The sequence below is a fragment of the Streptomyces sp. genome (assembly GCF_031181555.1).
Classification (GTDB): domain Bacteria; phylum Actinomycetota; class Actinomycetes; order Streptomycetales; family Streptomycetaceae; genus Streptomyces; species Streptomyces fimbriatus.
In genome coordinates this window covers 1-15265 of the sequence record NZ_JAPSKQ010000015.1, presented here as the reverse complement: position 1 = coordinate 15265, position 15265 = coordinate 1, and the positions used below count along the sequence as shown (strand labels likewise).

Here is a 15265-nt window from a genome sequence, read left to right as displayed (position 1 = left end):
GCTGTGGAGAACTCCGCGAAACCTGTGCACGACCCGGTGGACAGCCCTGTGAACAAGCCCGCAGGACATCCAGCAGCACGGATCTGACCTGCACTTTTACCGTCCACCGCCTGTGCAGAAGAAAAACTTCCCCAGTCGGATCAAGATCACTTCGAGCGGTGTGCACAAGTCCACACCCCGAGCTTCTAAGTAAGGGTCCCAGAGGCTTTGTATCTCTTACCTGTGGACGATTAGATTGGTGCACATGACACAGGCCCCCGCGCGTCCCCGAGCCGGTCGACGGCAGCACGACAGAGAGATCGTCATGCTGGCCGTACCGGCCTTCGGCGCCCTCGTCGCCGAGCCGCTCTTCGTCATGGCCGACAGCGCCATCGTCGGCCATCTCGGCACGGCACAGCTCGCCGGTCTCGGCGTCGCCTCGGCCCTGCTGACGACCGCCGTCAGCGTGTTCGTCTTCCTGGCCTACGCCACGACTGCCGCCGTCGCCCGACGCGTCGGGGCGGGCGACCTCCAGGCAGCCATCCGCCAGGGCATGGACGGGATCTGGCTGGCCCTGCTGCTCGGTGCCGCCGTCATCGCCGTCGTCCTGCCCACGGCACCTGGCCTTGTCGACCTCTTCGGCGCCTCGGACACAGCGGCGCCCTACGCGACCACGTATCTGCGCATCTCCGCGCTCGGCATACCGGCCATGCTCGTCGTCCTCGCCGCGACCGGTGTCCTGCGCGGACTGCAGGACACCCGGACGCCGCTCTACGTCGCCATCGCCGGTTTCCTCACGAACGCCGTGCTCAACGTGGGGCTGGTCTACGGCGCCGGCCTCGGCATCGCGGGCTCGGCCTGGGGCACCGTCATCGCCCAGTGCGGCATGGCCGCGGTCTACCTGGCCGTGGTGCTGCGCGGGGCGCGCAAGCACGGTGCCTCCCTGCGCCCGGACTCCGCCGGAATCAGGGCATCGGCCCAGGCCGGCGTTCCTCTGCTGGTGCGCACCCTCTCACTCAGGGCCATCCTGATGATCGCGACAGCCGTCGCCGCCCGCCTCGGTGACTCCGACATCGCGGCCCACCAGATCATCCTCTCCTTGTGGAGCCTTCTCGCCTTCGCGCTGGATGCCATCGCCATCGCCGGTCAGGCCATCATCGGTCGTTGTCTGGGAGCCGGCGACACCCAGGGCGCCCGTGAGGCATGCCGACGCATGGTGGAGTGGGGCATCGCGGTCGGGGTCGTGCTCGGCGTGCTGGTGGTGCTCGCCCGGCCGGCCTTCCTGCCCCTGTTCACCAGCGACTCCGCCGTCAAGGACGCGGCCTTGCCCGCTCTGGTGCTCGTGGCGCTGTCCCAGCCGATCTGCGGCATCGTCTTCGTCCTGGACGGAGTCCTGATGGGCGCGGGCGACGGACCGTATCTGGCAAAGGCGATGCTGCTGACCCTGGCGGTCTTCACGCCGGCCGCCCTGCTGGTCCCCACACTCGGGGGCGGGCTCACCGCGCTGTGGGCCACCATGACGCTCATGATGTCCGTGCGGATGCTGACCCTGTGGCTTCGCAGCCGCTCGGGCCACTGGCTCGTCACGGGCGCGACGCGCTGACCGTTTCCCGTGAAACACCGTGTTTCACCCACGGCATGCGCCGCTCGTCGGCCGGCCCGTCCCCCCTTCATGGCCGGGCACGACAACGGGGGCCGCACCCCGAAAGGTGCGGCCCCCGTGTTCACTGCCTGGGCGAGCGCGACACTCAGGCCGCGACGACCTCGATGTTGACCTTGGCGGCAACCTCGGGGTGCAGACGCACGGACGTCTCGTGAGCGCCCAGCGTCTTGATCGGCGCGCCCAGCTCGATGCGGCGCTTGTCGACCTCGGGGCCACCGGCGTCCTTGATCGCGGAGGCGATGTCGGCCGGGGTGACGGAACCGAAGAGACGACCGGCGTCGCCGGAGCGGACGGCCAGGCGGACCTTGACGCCCTCGAGCTGGGCCTTCACCTGGTTGGCCTGCTCGATGGTCTGGATCTCGTGGATCTTGCGAGCGCGACGGATCTGCTCGACGTCCTTCTCGCCGCCCTTGGTCCAGCGGATCGCGAACTTCCGCGGGATCAGGTAGTTGCGAGCGTAGCCGTCCTTGACGTCGACGACGTCGCCCGCGGCGCCGAGGCCGGAGACCTCGTGGGTGAGGATGATCTTCATGAGTCGGTCACCCTTCCCTTATCGCGCGGTGGACGTGTAGGGCAGCAGCGCCATCTCACGGCTGTTCTTGACGGCCGTGGCGACGTCACGCTGGTGCTGCGTGCAGTTGCCGGTCACGCGGCGGGCACGGATCTTGCCGCGGTCGGAAATGAACTTCCGCAGCATGTTCGTGTCCTTGTAGTCCACGTACGTGACCTTGTCCTTGCAGAATGCGCAGACCTTCTTCTTCGGCTTGCGCACAGGCGGCTTCGCCATGATGTTTCTCCTGTGTGATCAAGAAGTGTGGGTACGGCCCGCCTAGAAGGGGGGCTCGTCCGAGTAGCCGCCACCGCCGCCGGAGCCGCCGCCCCAGCCGCCGCCACCGCCCTGCTGGCCACCGGCGGGAGCGCCGGTCGCCCAGGGGTCGTCGGCGGGAGCGCCGCCGCCCTGCTGGCCGCCGCCGGGGCCGCCGCCCCAGCCGCCGCCCTGCTGGCCGCCACCGCCGCCGTATCCACCCTGGCCACCGCGGCCGGTGGTCTTGGTGACCTTGGCCGTGGCGTTGCGCAGGCTGGCGCCGACCTCCTCGACGTCCAGCTCGTAGACCGTGCGCTTGACGCCCTCACGGTCCTCGTAGGACCGCTGCTTCAGCCGGCCCTGCACGATGACGCGCATGCCTCGCTGGAGCGACTCGGCGACGTTCTCGGCCGCCTGGCGCCAGACCGAGCAGGTCAGGAACAGGCTCTCGCCGTCCTTCCACTCGTTCGTCTGACGGTCGAAGGTGCGGGGAGTCGACGCGACACGGAACTTCGCGACGGCCGCACCGGACGGGGTGAAGCGCAGCTCGGGGTCATCGACAAGGTTGCCGACGACCGTGATGACGGTCTCGCCTGCCATGGGGGAACCTCTCGGCGGGTTTGCTGCTGGCTGCTTTGTGCTGCTACTCGGAACCCGAGATCGGCTGAGCGGAAGGCTCAGTGGGTCTCGGGACGGAGGACCTTGGTCCGGAGGACCGACTCGTTCAGGTTCATCTGGCGGTCGAGCTCCTTGACGACCGCAGGCTCGGCCTGCAGGTCGATGACCGAGTAGATGCCCTCGGGCTTCTTCTTGATCTCGTACGAGAGACGACGACGGCCCCAGGTGTCGACCTTCTCGACCTTTCCGCCGCCGTCACGGACGACAGAGAGGAAGTTCTCGATCAGCGGGGAGACAGCGCGCTCCTCGAGATCGGGGTCGAGGATGACCATCACCTCGTAGTGACGCATGTGGAACCCACCTCCTTTGGACTCAGCGGCCACGGTCGTTCCGTGGCAGGAGGGTCGTGATGCGTTGCGCAACGATGTCTGTCAGTAAAACAGCCGCCACTGACAATCGAGGTCGGGCGGCGGTCTCCCAGGCCGGCCGGGACGGACCGTGGTCCTGCCTGACCCTCGCCTGGTTCTGTCCGGACGGACACCGGTGCGGACGGTACAGAGTACCCGCACAGCTGCTTCCGGTTGAAATCCGGCCGGGGTCCCCGTCAATCTGTACACATCGGGTGTGTATGGCGCTACGATGCGCCGCCTTTCGCAGGAGGTGCCCCCATGGCACAGGTAATGCGACCCAACACCGCCGGAGGCCTTTTCGCCACGGACGGCAAGCCCCATCCGCTCCAGGACGCCCTGCTCGCGGCGACCCTGGTGCTGGGGATCACGTCCTTCATCTCGGCGATGTTCCACCATCTGCACCTGCTCAGCTCCTGGACCGGCCTGGTGGGAATCCTCATCGGCGCGTACGGTCAGTGGATCTCGGTGACGACGCGTGAGCGCTTCGGCCTCATCCTGGGCCTCGGTGCCGCGGCGATCGGGTTCTTCCTGGGCATGGCACACGGTGGCCTCTTCGGCGGGCTCGTCGACTGACGTCAGGCACCACCCCTTCCGAACACCGTCGAACGCCCCGGCCGGCGACAGGCCGGGGCGAAGGTCCCGTGCGCCCAACCGGGGCGCTTCCCGGGCGCAGTAGGCTTCGCGCGAGAGCCGGAGCCCCTGAACCCATGGGGACACACCAGCCCGAGGAGCGCCCCGAATGAGCCTGACCCTGAGGACCATCAGTCGAGAGCAGCATCTGGCGTACATCCAGAGCCTGCCGTCGGCGAGTCACATGCAGGTCCCGGCCTGGGCGGACGTCAAGGCGGAATGGCGCTCGGAGAACCTCGGCTGGTTCGACGACCGGACCGGTGAACTGGTCGGCGCCGGACTCGTCCTCTACCGGCAGCTGCCCAAGATCAAGCGCTACCTCGCCTATCTGCCCGAGGGCCCGGTCATCAACTGGTTCGCGCCGAATCTCCAGGAGTGGATCGAGCCGATGCTCGCGCACCTGAAGCAGCAGGGCGCGTTCTCGGTGAAGATGGGTCCGCCGGTGATCATCCGGCGTTGGGAGGCCTCGACCATCAAGAAGGGCATCCAGGACCCGGACGTGAAGCGTCTGCGCGACCTGGAGGCCGACTTCATCGAGCCCCGCGCCTTCGAGGTCGCCGACAAGCTGCGCCGCATGGGCTGGCAGCAGGGCGAGGACGGCGGCGCCGGCTTCGGCGACGTCCAGCCCCGCTACGTCTACCAGGTGCCGCTGGCGAACCGCTCCCTGGAAGAGGTCCACAAGAACTTCAACCAGCTGTGGCGCCGCAACATCAAGAAGGCCGAGAAGGCCGGCGTCGAGGTCGTCCAGGGCGGTTACAACGACCTGCCCGAGTGGCAGCGGCTGTACGAGATCACCGCCGTGCGCGACCACTTCCGGCCCCGCCCGCTGTCGTACTTCCAGCGCATGTGGACGGCCCTCAACACCGAGGACCCCAACCGCATGCGGCTGTACTTCGCCCGGCACAACGGCGTGAACCTGTCCGCGGCGACGATGCTGATCGTCGGCGGACACGTCTGGTACTCCTACGGCGCCTCCGACAACATCGGCCGTGAGGTCCGGCCCTCGAACGCGATGCAGTGGCGGATGCTGCGCGACGCCTACGCGCTCGGCGCCACCGTCTACGACCTGCGCGGCATCTCGGACTCGCTGGACGAGACCGACCACCTCTTCGGTCTGATCCAGTTCAAGGTCGGCACGGGCGGCCAGGCCGCCGAGTACCTCGGCGAGTGGGACTTCCCGCTGAACAAACTGCTCCACAAGGCGCTCGACATCTACATGTCGCGCCGCTGACCTCTGCTTCGTCGCTCCGACGGCTCCCACAACTCCCATACCTCTGATACACCGCAGCCACGAGAAAGGTTCCAGGTCCGGCCATGGCGCTCACGCTCTACGTCGACACCGCGCGCTGGCGGGCGCATCACAAGCACGTGCAGGAGCAGTTCCCGGGGCTCGTCCCGGTCTGCAAGGGCAACGGCTACGGCTTCGGCCACGAGCGGCTGGCCGAGGAGGCCACACGGCTGGGCTCGGACGTCCTCGCCGTCGGCACGACGTACGAGGCCGCCCGGATCAAGGACTGGTTCGGCGGTGACCTGCTGGTGCTGACGCCGTACCGGCGCGGTGAGGAGCCCGTACCGCTGCCCGACCGGGTCATCCGTTCGGTGTCGTCGGTCGACGGCGTGTACGGACTGGTCGGAGCCCGGGTGGTCATCGAGGTGATGTCCTCGATGAAGCGGCACGGCATCAGCGAGCAGGACCTGCCCCAGCTGCACGCCGCCATAGAGAACGTCCGGCTGGAGGGCTTCGCCATCCACCTGCCGCTGGACCGCACCGACGGCTCGGACGCCGTCGAGGAGGTCATCGGCTGGATGGACCGCCTGCGGGCGGCCCGCCTGCCGCTGCACACGATGTTCGTGAGCCACCTCAAGGCCGACGAACTCGCCCGGCTGCAGCAGCAGTTCCCGCAGACCCGCTTCCGCGCCCGGATCGGCACGCGGCTGTGGCTGGGGGACCACGAGGCCACCGAGTACCGCGGCGCGGTCCTGGACGTCACACGCGTCGCCAAGGGGGAGCGGTTCGGCTACCGGCAGCAGAAGGCCGCCTCCGACGGCTTCCTGGTGGTCGTGGCGGGCGGTACGTCGCACGGGGTGGGTCTGGAGGCTCCCAAGGCCCTGCACGGCGTCATGCCGCGCGCCAAGGGTGTCGCCCGCGCCGGTCTCGCCACCGTGAACCGGAACCTTTCCCCGTTCGTCTGGGGCGGCAAGCAGCGCTGGTTCGCCGAGCCGCCGCACATGCAGGTGTCGATCCTGTTCGTGCCGGCGGACGCACCGGAGCCGAAGGTCGGCGATGAACTCGTGGCCCATCTCCGTCACACCACCACGCAGTTCGACCGCCTCGTCGACCGCTGAGCGGCGCCCGGAGCAGCTCTGGAACAGCTGAGGATCCGCCCTCACGGGGACAGCGAAAGGCCGTACACGGTTGGTCCGTGTACGGCCTTTCGCTCGCCTTGACGGTGGCGCGTGCCGGCTCGTTCGCTCAGAGCGAACCGCCTGTGGCCCGGGGCGTCCCCCACTCGACCTGCGGCCCCTCGAAGTGGGCCGTGTGCCGCGCGGGACGGGCTGCGGGCCCGAGCACGAACACGTCCTCGGCTCCGTCGAGCACCCCGCCCGAGGGATCGTCCTCACCCGACCGCCGTACCGGGTCCCGCTCCGGCATCAGGATGTCGCGCACGACCATGGCGCACAGGTACAGCGTCCCCAGCAGGTGCAGACCGATGGCCCAGTGGTAGCCGTCGGTGGGCAGCCCCTTCTGGGCGTCCCCGCTGGTCGTGTACGCGAGGTACATCCAGATGCCCAGGAAGTACGCCACCTCGCAGGCCTGCCAGACGAGGAAGTCCCGCCACTTCGGCCGGGCGAGGGCCGCCAGCGGCACCAGCCACAGGACGTACTGCGGCGAGTAGACCTTGTTGGTCAGGATGAACGCCGCGACGACCAGGAAGGCGAGCTGGGCGAAGCGCGGCCGGCGCGGAGCCGTGAGCGCGAGCGCCGCGACGCCCGCGCAGCAGAGCAGCATCAGGAGCATGGCGAACGTGTTGACGGTGTCGGTGCTGAGCGGATCGCTCGAGTTCTGGGCCATGATCAGCCAGAAGGAACCGAAGTCGACGCCCCGCTCCTGGCTGAACGTGTAGAACTTCGACCAGCCGTCGAAGGCGAAGAGCATCACGGGCACGTTGACGACGGCCCAGGCGACGGCCGCACCCCCGAGAGCCCTTCCGTACTCCCGCCAGCGGCCCGCGCGCCAGCACAGCACCAGCAACGGGCCGAGGAGCAGCAGGGGGTAGAGCTTGGCGGCCGTGGCGAGCCCGAGGAGGACACCGAAGGCGAGAGAACGCCCCCGCGACCACATCAGCATCGCCGCGGCCGTCAGAGCGACGGCCAGCAGGTCCCAGTTGATGGTCGCGGTCAGCGCGAAGGCGGGCGCCAGCGCCAGCAGCAGGGCGTCCCAGGGTCGCCGGGTGTGCGTACGGGTCACACAGACGGCGATGACGGCCGCGCACACCATGAGCATCCCGGCGTTGACCATCCAGTACCACTTCGCCTGGTCCTGAATGCTGCCGCTGCCGGGCGTGAGCCAGGCGGCGACCTCCATGAACACGCCGGTCAGCACCGGGTACTCGAGGTACTGCATGTCCCCGGGGAGCTTGTCGAAGTACGGCACCAGCCCGTCGGCGAAGCCGCGCCCCTGGTAGAGGTGCGGGATGTCCGAGTAGCAGGCGTGCGTGTACTGGGAGCTGGCGCCGAAGAACCAGGCTCCGTTGTAGCAGGGCGCTTTCTGCACCAGGCCGAGGGCGAACATCCCGATCGCCACGAGCGCGATGACCCGGACCGGGGTCCACCAGGATCTCCCGGTCAGGGCACGCCGCCCGAGCGGGCCACCGATCAGCTCGCTGCCGGCAGCGGCGACCTGGTCCTCCTCGGTCGGCCGCACCGGCTCGGGCTCGTGGACGCTCGCTTGCGTCGATTCTCCACTGGGCATGCCGCACATCCTGCCGTACATGGCTCGGAATACGCCGAGGGCCGCCGTACCCGAGGGGTACGGCGGCCCGTGTTTCACGTGAAACACCCAAGTCGGTCGATAGACCGACTAACCGGCCGGGCCTCCGAAGAGACCGTCGCCTCCGTTGCCGTTTCCTCTGCTGGTCCCCGGGTCGCCGCTTTCCGTGGCCGTCGGCGAGGAAGTCACCCCGCCGTCCGTCCCGCCGGTGTCCGTGCCCCCGGGACCGCTGCCGCCCGTGTCGTCCTCACCGTCTTCGCAGTTGAAGTCGAACGGCCTGCACGTGGCGGTCTCCGTGGGCGCCGGAGTGGTCTCGGTCTCCGTGGGTGTCGGAGTCGCCGACGGAGTCGTCTCCTCGGTTTCGGTGGGGGTGGGACTGGGGCTCTGCGTCGGAGTGTCGTTGACGATCTCCCCGATGGGCTGGGGAGTCGGGAACTTCTTCGCCGGCAGCCCCTTGAGCGCGTCATCCATGTAGTCCGCCCAGATCTCGGACGGGAACGAGGCGCCGTGGATCTTCTTCTGGCCGCCCGTTCCGAACATCTCCAGGAACTGGCGGTTCTTGATGCTCTCGTCGTCGGGGTACCGGAACATGCTGATCGCGGTCGACAGCTGCGGGGTGTACCCGACGAACCAGGCGGACTTGTTGCCGTCCGTCGTACCGGTCTTTCCGGCCACCTCGCGGCCGGGGATCTGGGCGTTGGTACCGGTTCCGTCCTCGACGACGGTCTTCAGGACGTCCGTGACGTTGTCGGCGACCTCAGAGGTGAACGCCTGCTCGGTCTGGATCTTGTGGGTGAAGATCGTGCCGTCCTTGCTCGACACCTTCTTCACCGAGAAGGGCTCGCGCTGCTTGCCGCTCGCCGCGAACGTGGCATACGCGCCCGCCATACGGATCGCGCTGGGGTTGGAGGTACCGATGGAGAACGACGGATAGCTGGTACCGGCGAGGCTGCCTTCCAGGACACCCGCGTGGATCGCTGCTTCCTTCACCTTGTCCAGACCGACATCCATGCCGAGCTGCACGAAGGAGGAGTTCACCGACTCACGCATCGCCTCACGGAGGTCGATCTTGTAATCGGGCGGCGTGCCGTACGACACGTCGCCGTCATTGACCTGCTCCCACTGCTCACCCTTCTCGTTCTGCCAGATGGTGCCGTCGTATTCCTTGATCTTGAGCTTGTTCTTGCCGTTGTAGAGGCTCTTCGGAGAGACGATGGTGCGCACGTCATGCCCCTGCACCGGACCCAGATCCGGGTTCCGGACACCCCACGTCATGGCCGCCGCCAGGACGAACGGCTTGAACGTCGAACCGACCTGGGCACCGGTCGCGTCGGCGTTGTTGGTGAAGTGCTTGGTCGCATCGACACCGCCGTAGATGGCCTCGATCGCGCCGGTCGCGGGATTCACCGAGGCCCCACCGAACTGGACGTGGGTGTCCGTGTCCGGGCGCTCCTCGGGCTTGATGTTCTCCTTGTAGACCTTCTTGACCGACTTCTCGAGCTCCTGGACCTTCTTCTTGTCGAAGGTCGTGTAGATCGAGTAGCCGCCCTTCTCCAGATCGTTGGCCGTGATGCCGGTCTCTTCGCTGTTGTTGACGATGTACGCCTTGGCCAGGTCGACGAGGTAACCGATCTGGCCGCTCAGCGCCGTGTTCGACCGGGGGTTCTGCCACTTGGGCAGCTTGGTGTGCTTGGCCCGGTCCTCGGCGCTCAGGTAGTCGTACTCGACCATCTTGTCCAGCGTGTCCTGCATCTGCTTCAGGACACGCTCCCGGTTCTTCTCGGGAGTGGCACCGACCGGATCGATGGACCGCGCGCCGGCCGGGTCGTAGTAGGTGGCGCCCTTGAGCACCGCCGCCAGGAAGGCGCACTCGCCCGGGTTCAGGTCGATGGCGTCCTTGTTGAAGTACGCGCGGGCGGCGGCCTGGATCCCGTAGGCCCCACGGCCGTAGTACGCCGAGTTCAGATAGCCCGCGAGGATGTCGTCCTTGTCAACGGTGGCGCCCACCTTGATCGAGACGAAGATCTCCTTGAACTTCCGGGAGAGCGTCTGCGACTGGTCGTCCAGCATCGCGTTCTTGACGTACTGCTGGGTGATCGTGGAGCCACCCTGTGTTTCGCCACCACGGGCCATGTTGAACACGGCCCGGGCGATGCCCTTCGGGTCGATGCCGCTGTCGCTGCGGAACGTCTTGTTCTCCTGGGCGATGACGGCGTTCTGCATCTCCTTGGGAATCTGCGAGAGGTTGACGATCTGGCGGTTGCGCTCACCGCCCGTGGCGACCATCTGTGAGCCGTCGGACCAGTAGTAGACGTTGTTCTGCGCCGTGGCCGTCAAGGCGACGTTGGGTACCTCCACCATCGCGTACCCGATCCCCGCGACGGCCACCATGCTGCCGAAGAAGGCGATGCACAACCCGGAGACGAGCTTCCAGGACGGCATCCAGCGACGCCAGCCGTCCCTGTCGTGGCGGGGGTAGTCGATGATCCGCTTCTTGCCGGGAGGTGCCGCGCGGCCCCTGCCGCGGCCGGGCCCGGCGGAACCGGCACGGCGGCCACCGCCTCTCTGAGCCGCGCGTCGTGCCTCGGCGCGGCCGCCGTACGTACGGTTCTCACCCCCCGAGCCGTGGGCGCCCGCCCCATAGGGATCGGACGGAGACCCGGTGGCGCCTCGCGGTGCCGCGCGGCGGCCGGAGGACGAGCCGGACTGGCCGCGTCGGGCCGCGGCACGTCCGCCTCCCTGCGGCTGCGGCGGTTTGCGACGGTGCTCGCTCATCGAACGACTACTCCTCGGGCAGGCGCACCCTTGCGCGCCTGGAAACGGCGGCTGGTTTCCGGTCCCCCCGAAGTACGGATGCGGTACTTCCCGCATTCACCCGTACTGCACCGGGGACAGGGACGCCCCCAGGCGTCACTCGGTTCCCGGTGGTGTGCATGGCGCACAGACTACGCACCGCCAAAACCCTCCGAGCACAGAAGTTCACCTCAAATCAGGCAACTTGCTCCCCACGAACCGGTGATGTGATCCCGTTCACCCCACCCCCTCTTGTCGCATCCGGAAGGCCGTTCTATCGTCGTGATGTATCGAGTCGATACATCAGCTCGACATAAGGACGGCGACGAGCCGGACACGAGCCCGTCACGGCAGGACCGCGGCAGAGGGGAGGCGACGATGAGCCGGCGTTCCGGGATCCTCGAGTTCGCCGTACTCGGCCTGCTCCGCGAATCTCCGATGCACGGCTATGAGCTGCGCAAACGACTCAATACGTCACTGGGTGTGTTCCGTGCGTTCAGCTACGGGACGCTCTACCCCTGCCTCAAGACGCTGCTCGCCAACGGCTGGTTGATCGAGGAACCGGGCAACACCGCCGAGGACGCCCTCGCCGCCCCGCTCTCCGGGCGCCGCGCCAAGATCGTCTACCGGCTGACGGCGGAAGGTAAGGAGCACTTCGAGCAGCTGCTCTCGCAGACGGGACCGGACGCGTACGAGGACGAGACCTTCGCCGCGCGGTTCGCCTTCTTCGGGCAGACCTCTCGGGATGTGCGCATGCGCGTCCTCGAGGGCCGCCGCAGTCGGCTGGAGGAGCGCCTCGAGAAGATGCGCGCCTCCCTGGCCCGCACCCGGGAGCGCCTCGACGACTACACGCTTGAGCTCCAGCGCCACGGGATGGAGTCCGTGGAGCGCGAAGTGCGCTGGCTGAACGAGCTCATCGAGAGCGAGCGGGCCGGACGGGACCTGAAGGGTTCCGCCACCGGGGGGTCCGCTCAGCAGGACACCACATCTGGAGCGACGGGCGGCCTGCCCCGGCCCGGGGACGATCCCCGGCCGGATACGCCCGACGACACCGCCACGTGAGACCCGCTCAGGGCCTCACTCGTACACACAGGGAGCAACCGGAATGGGTTCGGTTCGCGTAGCCATCGTCGGCGTGGGCAACTGCGCCGCATCGCTGGTGCAGGGAGTCGAGTACTACAAGGACGCCGACCCGGCGTCCAAGGTGCCGGGCCTGATGCACGTCCAGTTCGGCGACTACCACGTCCGCGACGTCGAGTTCGTCGCCGCCTTCGACGTGGACGCCAAGAAGGTCGGTCTCGACCTCGCGGACGCCATCGGCGCCTCGGAGAACAACACCATCAAGATCTGCGACGTCCCCCGCACCGGTGTGACGGTCCAGCGCGGCCACACCCTCGACGGCCTCGGCAAGTACTACCGCGAGACCATCGAGGAGTCCGCCGAGGAGCCGGTCGACGTCGTCCAGGTCCTCAAGGACAAGCAGGTAGACGTCCTGGTCTGCTACCTGCCCGTGGGCTCCGAGGACGCGGCGAAGTTCTACGCCCAGTGCGCCATCGACGCCAAGGTCGCCTTCGTCAACGCCCTCCCGGTCTTCATCGCCGGCACCAAGGAGTGGGCGGACAAGTTCACCGAGGCCGGTGTGCCGATCGTCGGTGACGACATCAAGTCCCAGGTCGGCGCCACCATCACGCACCGCGTCATGGCGAAGCTGTTCGAGGACCGCGGTGTCGTCCTGGACCGCACGATGCAGCTGAACGTCGGCGGCAACATGGACTTCAAGAACATGCTCGAGCGCGAGCGCCTGGAGTCCAAGAAGATCTCCAAGACGCAGGCGGTCACCTCCCAGATCCCCGACCGGGAGCTCGGCGAGAAGAACGTCCACATCGGCCCGTCCGACTACGTCGCCTGGCTGGACGACCGCAAGTGGGCCTACGTCCGCCTCGAGGGCCGCGCCTTCGGTGACGTCCCGCTGAACCTGGAGTACAAGCTCGAGGTCTGGGACTCCCCGAACTCCGCCGGTGTCATCATCGACGCCCTGCGCGCCGCGAAGATCGCCAAGGACCGGGGCATCGGCGGCCCGATCCTGTCGGCGTCGTCGTACTTCATGAAGTCCCCGCCGGTGCAGTACTTCGACGACGAGGCCCGCGAGAACGTCGAGAAGTTCATCAAGGGCGAGGTCGAGCGCTAGGACCCGCTCCGCGTGGGCAGTTGAGGGTCTCCGGGTCGTACGTCCCGGAGACCCTCCCCGTATGTGAGGCTGAGCCCCATGGCCGTCGTCCGTGACCTGCGTGTCCTGCTGCGCTTCCAGGGCTTCAGGCGCCTGCTCACCGTACGGCTGCTGTCCCAGGGCGCCGACGGCGTCTTCCAGGTCGCGCTCGCCGCCCACGTGGTCTTCTCGCCGGAGAGGCAGACGTCGGCCGCGGCGATCGCCTCCGCGATGGCGGTACTGCTCCTCCCGTACTCCGTGGTCGGCCCCTTCGCCGGAGTCCTGCTGGACCGCTGGCGGCGCCGGCAGGTGTTCCTGTACGGCAACCTGCTGCGTGCCCTGATGGCCTCGGTGACCGCCGTCCTCCTTATCGGCCGGGTCCCCGACTGGCTCCTCTTCGTCTCCGCTCTGTGCGTCACCGCCGTCAACCGCTTCGTCCTCGCCGGCCTGTCCGCCGCGCTCCCCCGCGTGGTCGACGCCGAGCGGCTGGTCGTCGCCAACTCCCTCTCCCCGACCGCCGGAACACTCGCCGCGACGGCGGGCGGCGGTCTGGCCTTCCTCGTACGGCTGGTCATCGCCGACTCCGACGCGGCCGTGATGCTCGTGGGCGCGGCCCTGTATCTGTGCGCGGCCATGGCGTCACTGAGCATCGCGAAGGAACTGCTCGGCCCCGACCGGGCGTTGGTACGCACGCGGCTGACCACGGCGCTCACCGGCACCGCTCGCGACCTGATGGCAGGCGTGCGTCACCTCGCCGCGCCACCGCGCAGGGAGGCCGCCTGGGCGCTCGCGGCGATGTCGCTGATGCGGTTCTGCTACGGCGCCATGCTCGTGATGGTGCTGATGCTGTGCAGGTACGCCCTGACCTCGACCACGAACGAGGGACTCGCCCTGCTGGGGCTGGCGGTGGGCGTCTCCGGCGCCGGATTCTTCGTCGCGGCCGTCGTGACACCCTGGGCCGCGGGGTGGCTCGGTCCCGGCCGCTGGATCATGGTGTGCGCCGGGTCCGCCGCTGTCCTGGAACCCGCGCTCGGGCTGCCCTTCGCCTCAGGCCCCCTGCTGGCAGGGGCGTTCGTCCTGGGTCTGACCACCCAGGGCGCGAAGATCGCCACGGACACGATCGTCCAGTCCTCCGTCGACGACGGCTTCCGTGGCCGGATCTTCTCCGTCTACGACGTCCTGTTCAACGTGGCCTTCGTCGGGGCCGCCGCCGTGGCCGCCCTCATGCTGCCGCCCGACGGCCGGTCGGTCCCGCTGGTGGTAACGATCGCCGTTACTTACGGAGCAGTAGCTGTGGCTATGGTCCGTTTTGAACGCCAGTAAGTGTCACATCAATGCCACAGAGCCCCATGAGGCTGCAGAGTTGTCAGTGGTGGCCGGTAACTTACGTGCGTCTTATCAACGCGTCATGCGCGTCACGTATTCACGTTCTAGGGGGACCCCCAAGTGACCACTCCGCCGCCCCAGGGCAACCCGTTCGCACAGGGTCAGCAGCAGCCCTACGGCCAGCCCCAGGGCCAGGCCCCCTACCCGCCCCAGGGTGGTTTCCCGCAGCAGGCCGGTCAGCCCGGGTTCCCCCCGCCGGGTGCTCCTGTTCCTCCGGAGCAGCCGCGACGCAAGCTCAGCTTCAAGACGATCAAGAACATCGTCATCGCCGTGGCTGTCGTCAGTGTGGCCGTCGGCGGCTACATCGCCAGCCGGGACGACGCCAATACCGCTGCGGTCGGCGATTGCATGCACCGCGGAAACACCGACGACAACAACCCGGACCTCGAGGTCGTCGAGTGCAGCTCCTCCAAGGCGCAGTACAAGGTGCTGGCCAAGATCGAGGGCTCGTTCCTTACCGACAGCATGGCGTCCAGCAAGTGCGAGGCCGAAGCCAAGGACTTCCAGTACGTGTACACCGAGAGCGGTGACAGCAAGGACTTCCTGCTCTGCCTGAAGGACCACAAGTAGGACCCACATGGTGAAGGGCGGTGTTTCACGTGAAACACCGCCCTTCACCATGTCGGCGGGGTCATGTTTCACGTGAAACATGACCCTGCTTCACCACCTCAGCCCTGTTGCCCGGCCCACCACTCCTTGAGCGCCGTGACCGCCGCATCGTGCTCCATCGGGCCGTTCTCCAGTCGGAGCTCCAGCATGTGCTTGTACGCCTGCCCGACGGCCG

14 protein-coding genes are annotated in these 15265 nt (G+C 67.9%); 8 read left to right on the top strand and 6 right to left on the bottom strand.

Going from position 1 to position 15265, the window contains the following annotated elements; all coding sequences use genetic code 11:
* Positions 1–244: 244 nt before the first annotated feature.
* Positions 245–1582: an MATE family efflux transporter gene (locus tag RIM90_RS05550; RefSeq protein ID WP_309059421.1), complete on the top strand. Its 1338-nt coding sequence runs from the start codon at positions 245–247 to the stop codon at positions 1580–1582.
* A 145-nt stretch (positions 1583–1727) separates the two neighbouring features.
* Here RIM90_RS05550 and rplI read toward each other — a convergent pair whose 3' ends face one another.
* From rplI to rpsF, 4 genes are all read right to left on the bottom strand, one after another.
* Positions 1728–2174 carry a 50S ribosomal protein L9 gene (gene rplI, locus RIM90_RS05545; protein WP_309059420.1) on the bottom strand — a complete coding sequence of 149 codons (447 nt, stop codon included), beginning with the start codon at positions 2172–2174 and terminating at the stop codon, positions 1728–1730.
* 18 nt (positions 2175–2192) lie between these two features.
* Complete coding sequence (gene rpsR, locus RIM90_RS05540; protein ID WP_003949403.1) at positions 2193–2429, bottom strand: 30S ribosomal protein S18; 237 nt, start codon at positions 2427–2429, stop codon at positions 2193–2195.
* Positions 2430–2471: 42 nt separating this feature from the next.
* Positions 2472–3047 carry a single-stranded DNA-binding protein gene (locus RIM90_RS05535; RefSeq protein ID WP_309059419.1) on the bottom strand — a complete coding sequence of 192 codons (576 nt, stop codon included), beginning with the start codon at positions 3045–3047 and terminating at the stop codon, positions 2472–2474.
* 77 nt (positions 3048–3124) lie between these two features.
* Positions 3125–3415 (bottom strand): 30S ribosomal protein S6, encoded by a 291-nt coding sequence (gene rpsF / locus RIM90_RS05530; protein ID WP_004985983.1) that lies wholly within the window; start codon positions 3413–3415, stop codon positions 3125–3127.
* A 318-nt stretch (positions 3416–3733) separates the two neighbouring features.
* On the opposite strand from rpsF, the gene RIM90_RS05525 reads away from it, so the two are divergent.
* The 3 genes from RIM90_RS05525 (at position 3734) to RIM90_RS05515 (ending at position 6451) form a co-directional block, all read left to right on the top strand.
* The gene (locus tag RIM90_RS05525) at positions 3734–4048 is read left to right on the top strand and encodes a hypothetical protein (protein WP_309059418.1); all 315 of its coding nucleotides are present in this window, start codon (positions 3734–3736) and stop codon (positions 4046–4048) included.
* 166 nt (positions 4049–4214) lie between these two features.
* The gene (gene femX / locus RIM90_RS05520) at positions 4215–5336 is read left to right on the top strand and encodes a peptidoglycan bridge formation glycyltransferase FemX (protein WP_309059417.1); all 1122 of its coding nucleotides are present in this window, start codon (positions 4215–4217) and stop codon (positions 5334–5336) included.
* An 83-nt stretch (positions 5337–5419) separates the two neighbouring features.
* Entirely contained in the window at positions 5420–6451 is a 1032-nt protein-coding gene (locus RIM90_RS05515; protein WP_309059416.1) for an alanine racemase, read from the top strand.
* A gap of 127 nt (positions 6452–6578) precedes the next feature.
* Here RIM90_RS05515 and RIM90_RS05510 read toward each other — a convergent pair whose 3' ends face one another.
* Together RIM90_RS05510 and RIM90_RS05505 are read right to left on the bottom strand one after the other, a co-directional pair.
* On the bottom strand, positions 6579–8087 hold the full coding sequence (locus RIM90_RS05510) for a glycosyltransferase 87 family protein (RefSeq protein ID WP_309059459.1): 1509 nt from the start codon (positions 8085–8087) through the stop codon (positions 6579–6581).
* 99 nt (positions 8088–8186) lie between these two features.
* Positions 8187–10871 carry a transglycosylase domain-containing protein gene (locus RIM90_RS05505; protein ID WP_309059415.1) on the bottom strand — a complete coding sequence of 895 codons (2685 nt, stop codon included), beginning with the start codon at positions 10869–10871 and terminating at the stop codon, positions 8187–8189.
* Positions 10872–11267: 396 nt separating this feature from the next.
* On the opposite strand from RIM90_RS05505, the gene RIM90_RS05500 reads away from it, so the two are divergent.
* The 4 genes from RIM90_RS05500 (at position 11268) to RIM90_RS05485 (ending at position 15051) form a co-directional block, all read left to right on the top strand.
* On the top strand, positions 11268–11951 hold the full coding sequence (locus RIM90_RS05500) for a helix-turn-helix transcriptional regulator (RefSeq protein ID WP_309059414.1): 684 nt from the start codon (positions 11268–11270) through the stop codon (positions 11949–11951).
* Positions 11952–11994: 43 nt separating this feature from the next.
* The gene (locus RIM90_RS05495; RefSeq protein WP_309059413.1) at positions 11995–13077 is read left to right on the top strand and encodes an inositol-3-phosphate synthase; all 1083 of its coding nucleotides are present in this window, start codon (positions 11995–11997) and stop codon (positions 13075–13077) included.
* A 78-nt stretch (positions 13078–13155) separates the two neighbouring features.
* The gene (locus RIM90_RS05490) at positions 13156–14418 is read left to right on the top strand and encodes an MFS transporter (RefSeq protein ID WP_309059412.1); all 1263 of its coding nucleotides are present in this window, start codon (positions 13156–13158) and stop codon (positions 14416–14418) included.
* A gap of 123 nt (positions 14419–14541) precedes the next feature.
* Positions 14542–15051 (top strand): hypothetical protein, encoded by a 510-nt coding sequence (locus tag RIM90_RS05485; protein WP_309059411.1) that lies wholly within the window; start codon positions 14542–14544, stop codon positions 15049–15051.
* Positions 15052–15265 lie beyond the last annotated feature (214 nt).

What these genes read in the sequence shown, in the direction of transcription:
- RIM90_RS05515 (WP_309059416.1), top strand. Translation starts at nt 5,420, where the DNA reads ATGGCGCTCACGCTCTACGTCGACACCGCGCGCTGGCGGGCGCATCAC.
- RIM90_RS05535 (WP_309059419.1), bottom strand. Translation starts at nt 3,047, where the DNA reads ATGGCAGGCGAGACCGTCATCACGGTCGTCGGCAACCTTGTCGATGAC.
- RIM90_RS05490 (WP_309059412.1), top strand. Translation starts at nt 13,156, where the DNA reads ATGGCCGTCGTCCGTGACCTGCGTGTCCTGCTGCGCTTCCAGGGCTTC.
- femX (WP_309059417.1), top strand. Translation starts at nt 4,215, where the DNA reads ATGAGCCTGACCCTGAGGACCATCAGTCGAGAGCAGCATCTGGCGTAC.
- RIM90_RS05525 (WP_309059418.1), top strand. Translation starts at nt 3,734, where the DNA reads ATGGCACAGGTAATGCGACCCAACACCGCCGGAGGCCTTTTCGCCACG.
- RIM90_RS05505 (WP_309059415.1), bottom strand. Translation starts at nt 10,871, where the DNA reads ATGAGCGAGCACCGTCGCAAACCGCCGCAGCCGCAGGGAGGCGGACGT.
- rplI (WP_309059420.1), bottom strand. Translation starts at nt 2,174, where the DNA reads ATGAAGATCATCCTCACCCACGAGGTCTCCGGCCTCGGCGCCGCGGGC.
- rpsF (WP_004985983.1), bottom strand. Translation starts at nt 3,415, where the DNA reads ATGCGTCACTACGAGGTGATGGTCATCCTCGACCCCGATCTCGAGGAG.
- rpsR (WP_003949403.1), bottom strand. Translation starts at nt 2,429, where the DNA reads ATGGCGAAGCCGCCTGTGCGCAAGCCGAAGAAGAAGGTCTGCGCATTC.
- RIM90_RS05495 (WP_309059413.1), top strand. Translation starts at nt 11,995, where the DNA reads ATGGGTTCGGTTCGCGTAGCCATCGTCGGCGTGGGCAACTGCGCCGCA.
- RIM90_RS05510 (WP_309059459.1), bottom strand. Translation starts at nt 8,087, where the DNA reads ATGTGCGGCATGCCCAGTGGAGAATCGACGCAAGCGAGCGTCCACGAG.
- RIM90_RS05500 (WP_309059414.1), top strand. Translation starts at nt 11,268, where the DNA reads ATGAGCCGGCGTTCCGGGATCCTCGAGTTCGCCGTACTCGGCCTGCTC.
- RIM90_RS05550 (WP_309059421.1), top strand. Translation starts at nt 245, where the DNA reads ATGACACAGGCCCCCGCGCGTCCCCGAGCCGGTCGACGGCAGCACGAC.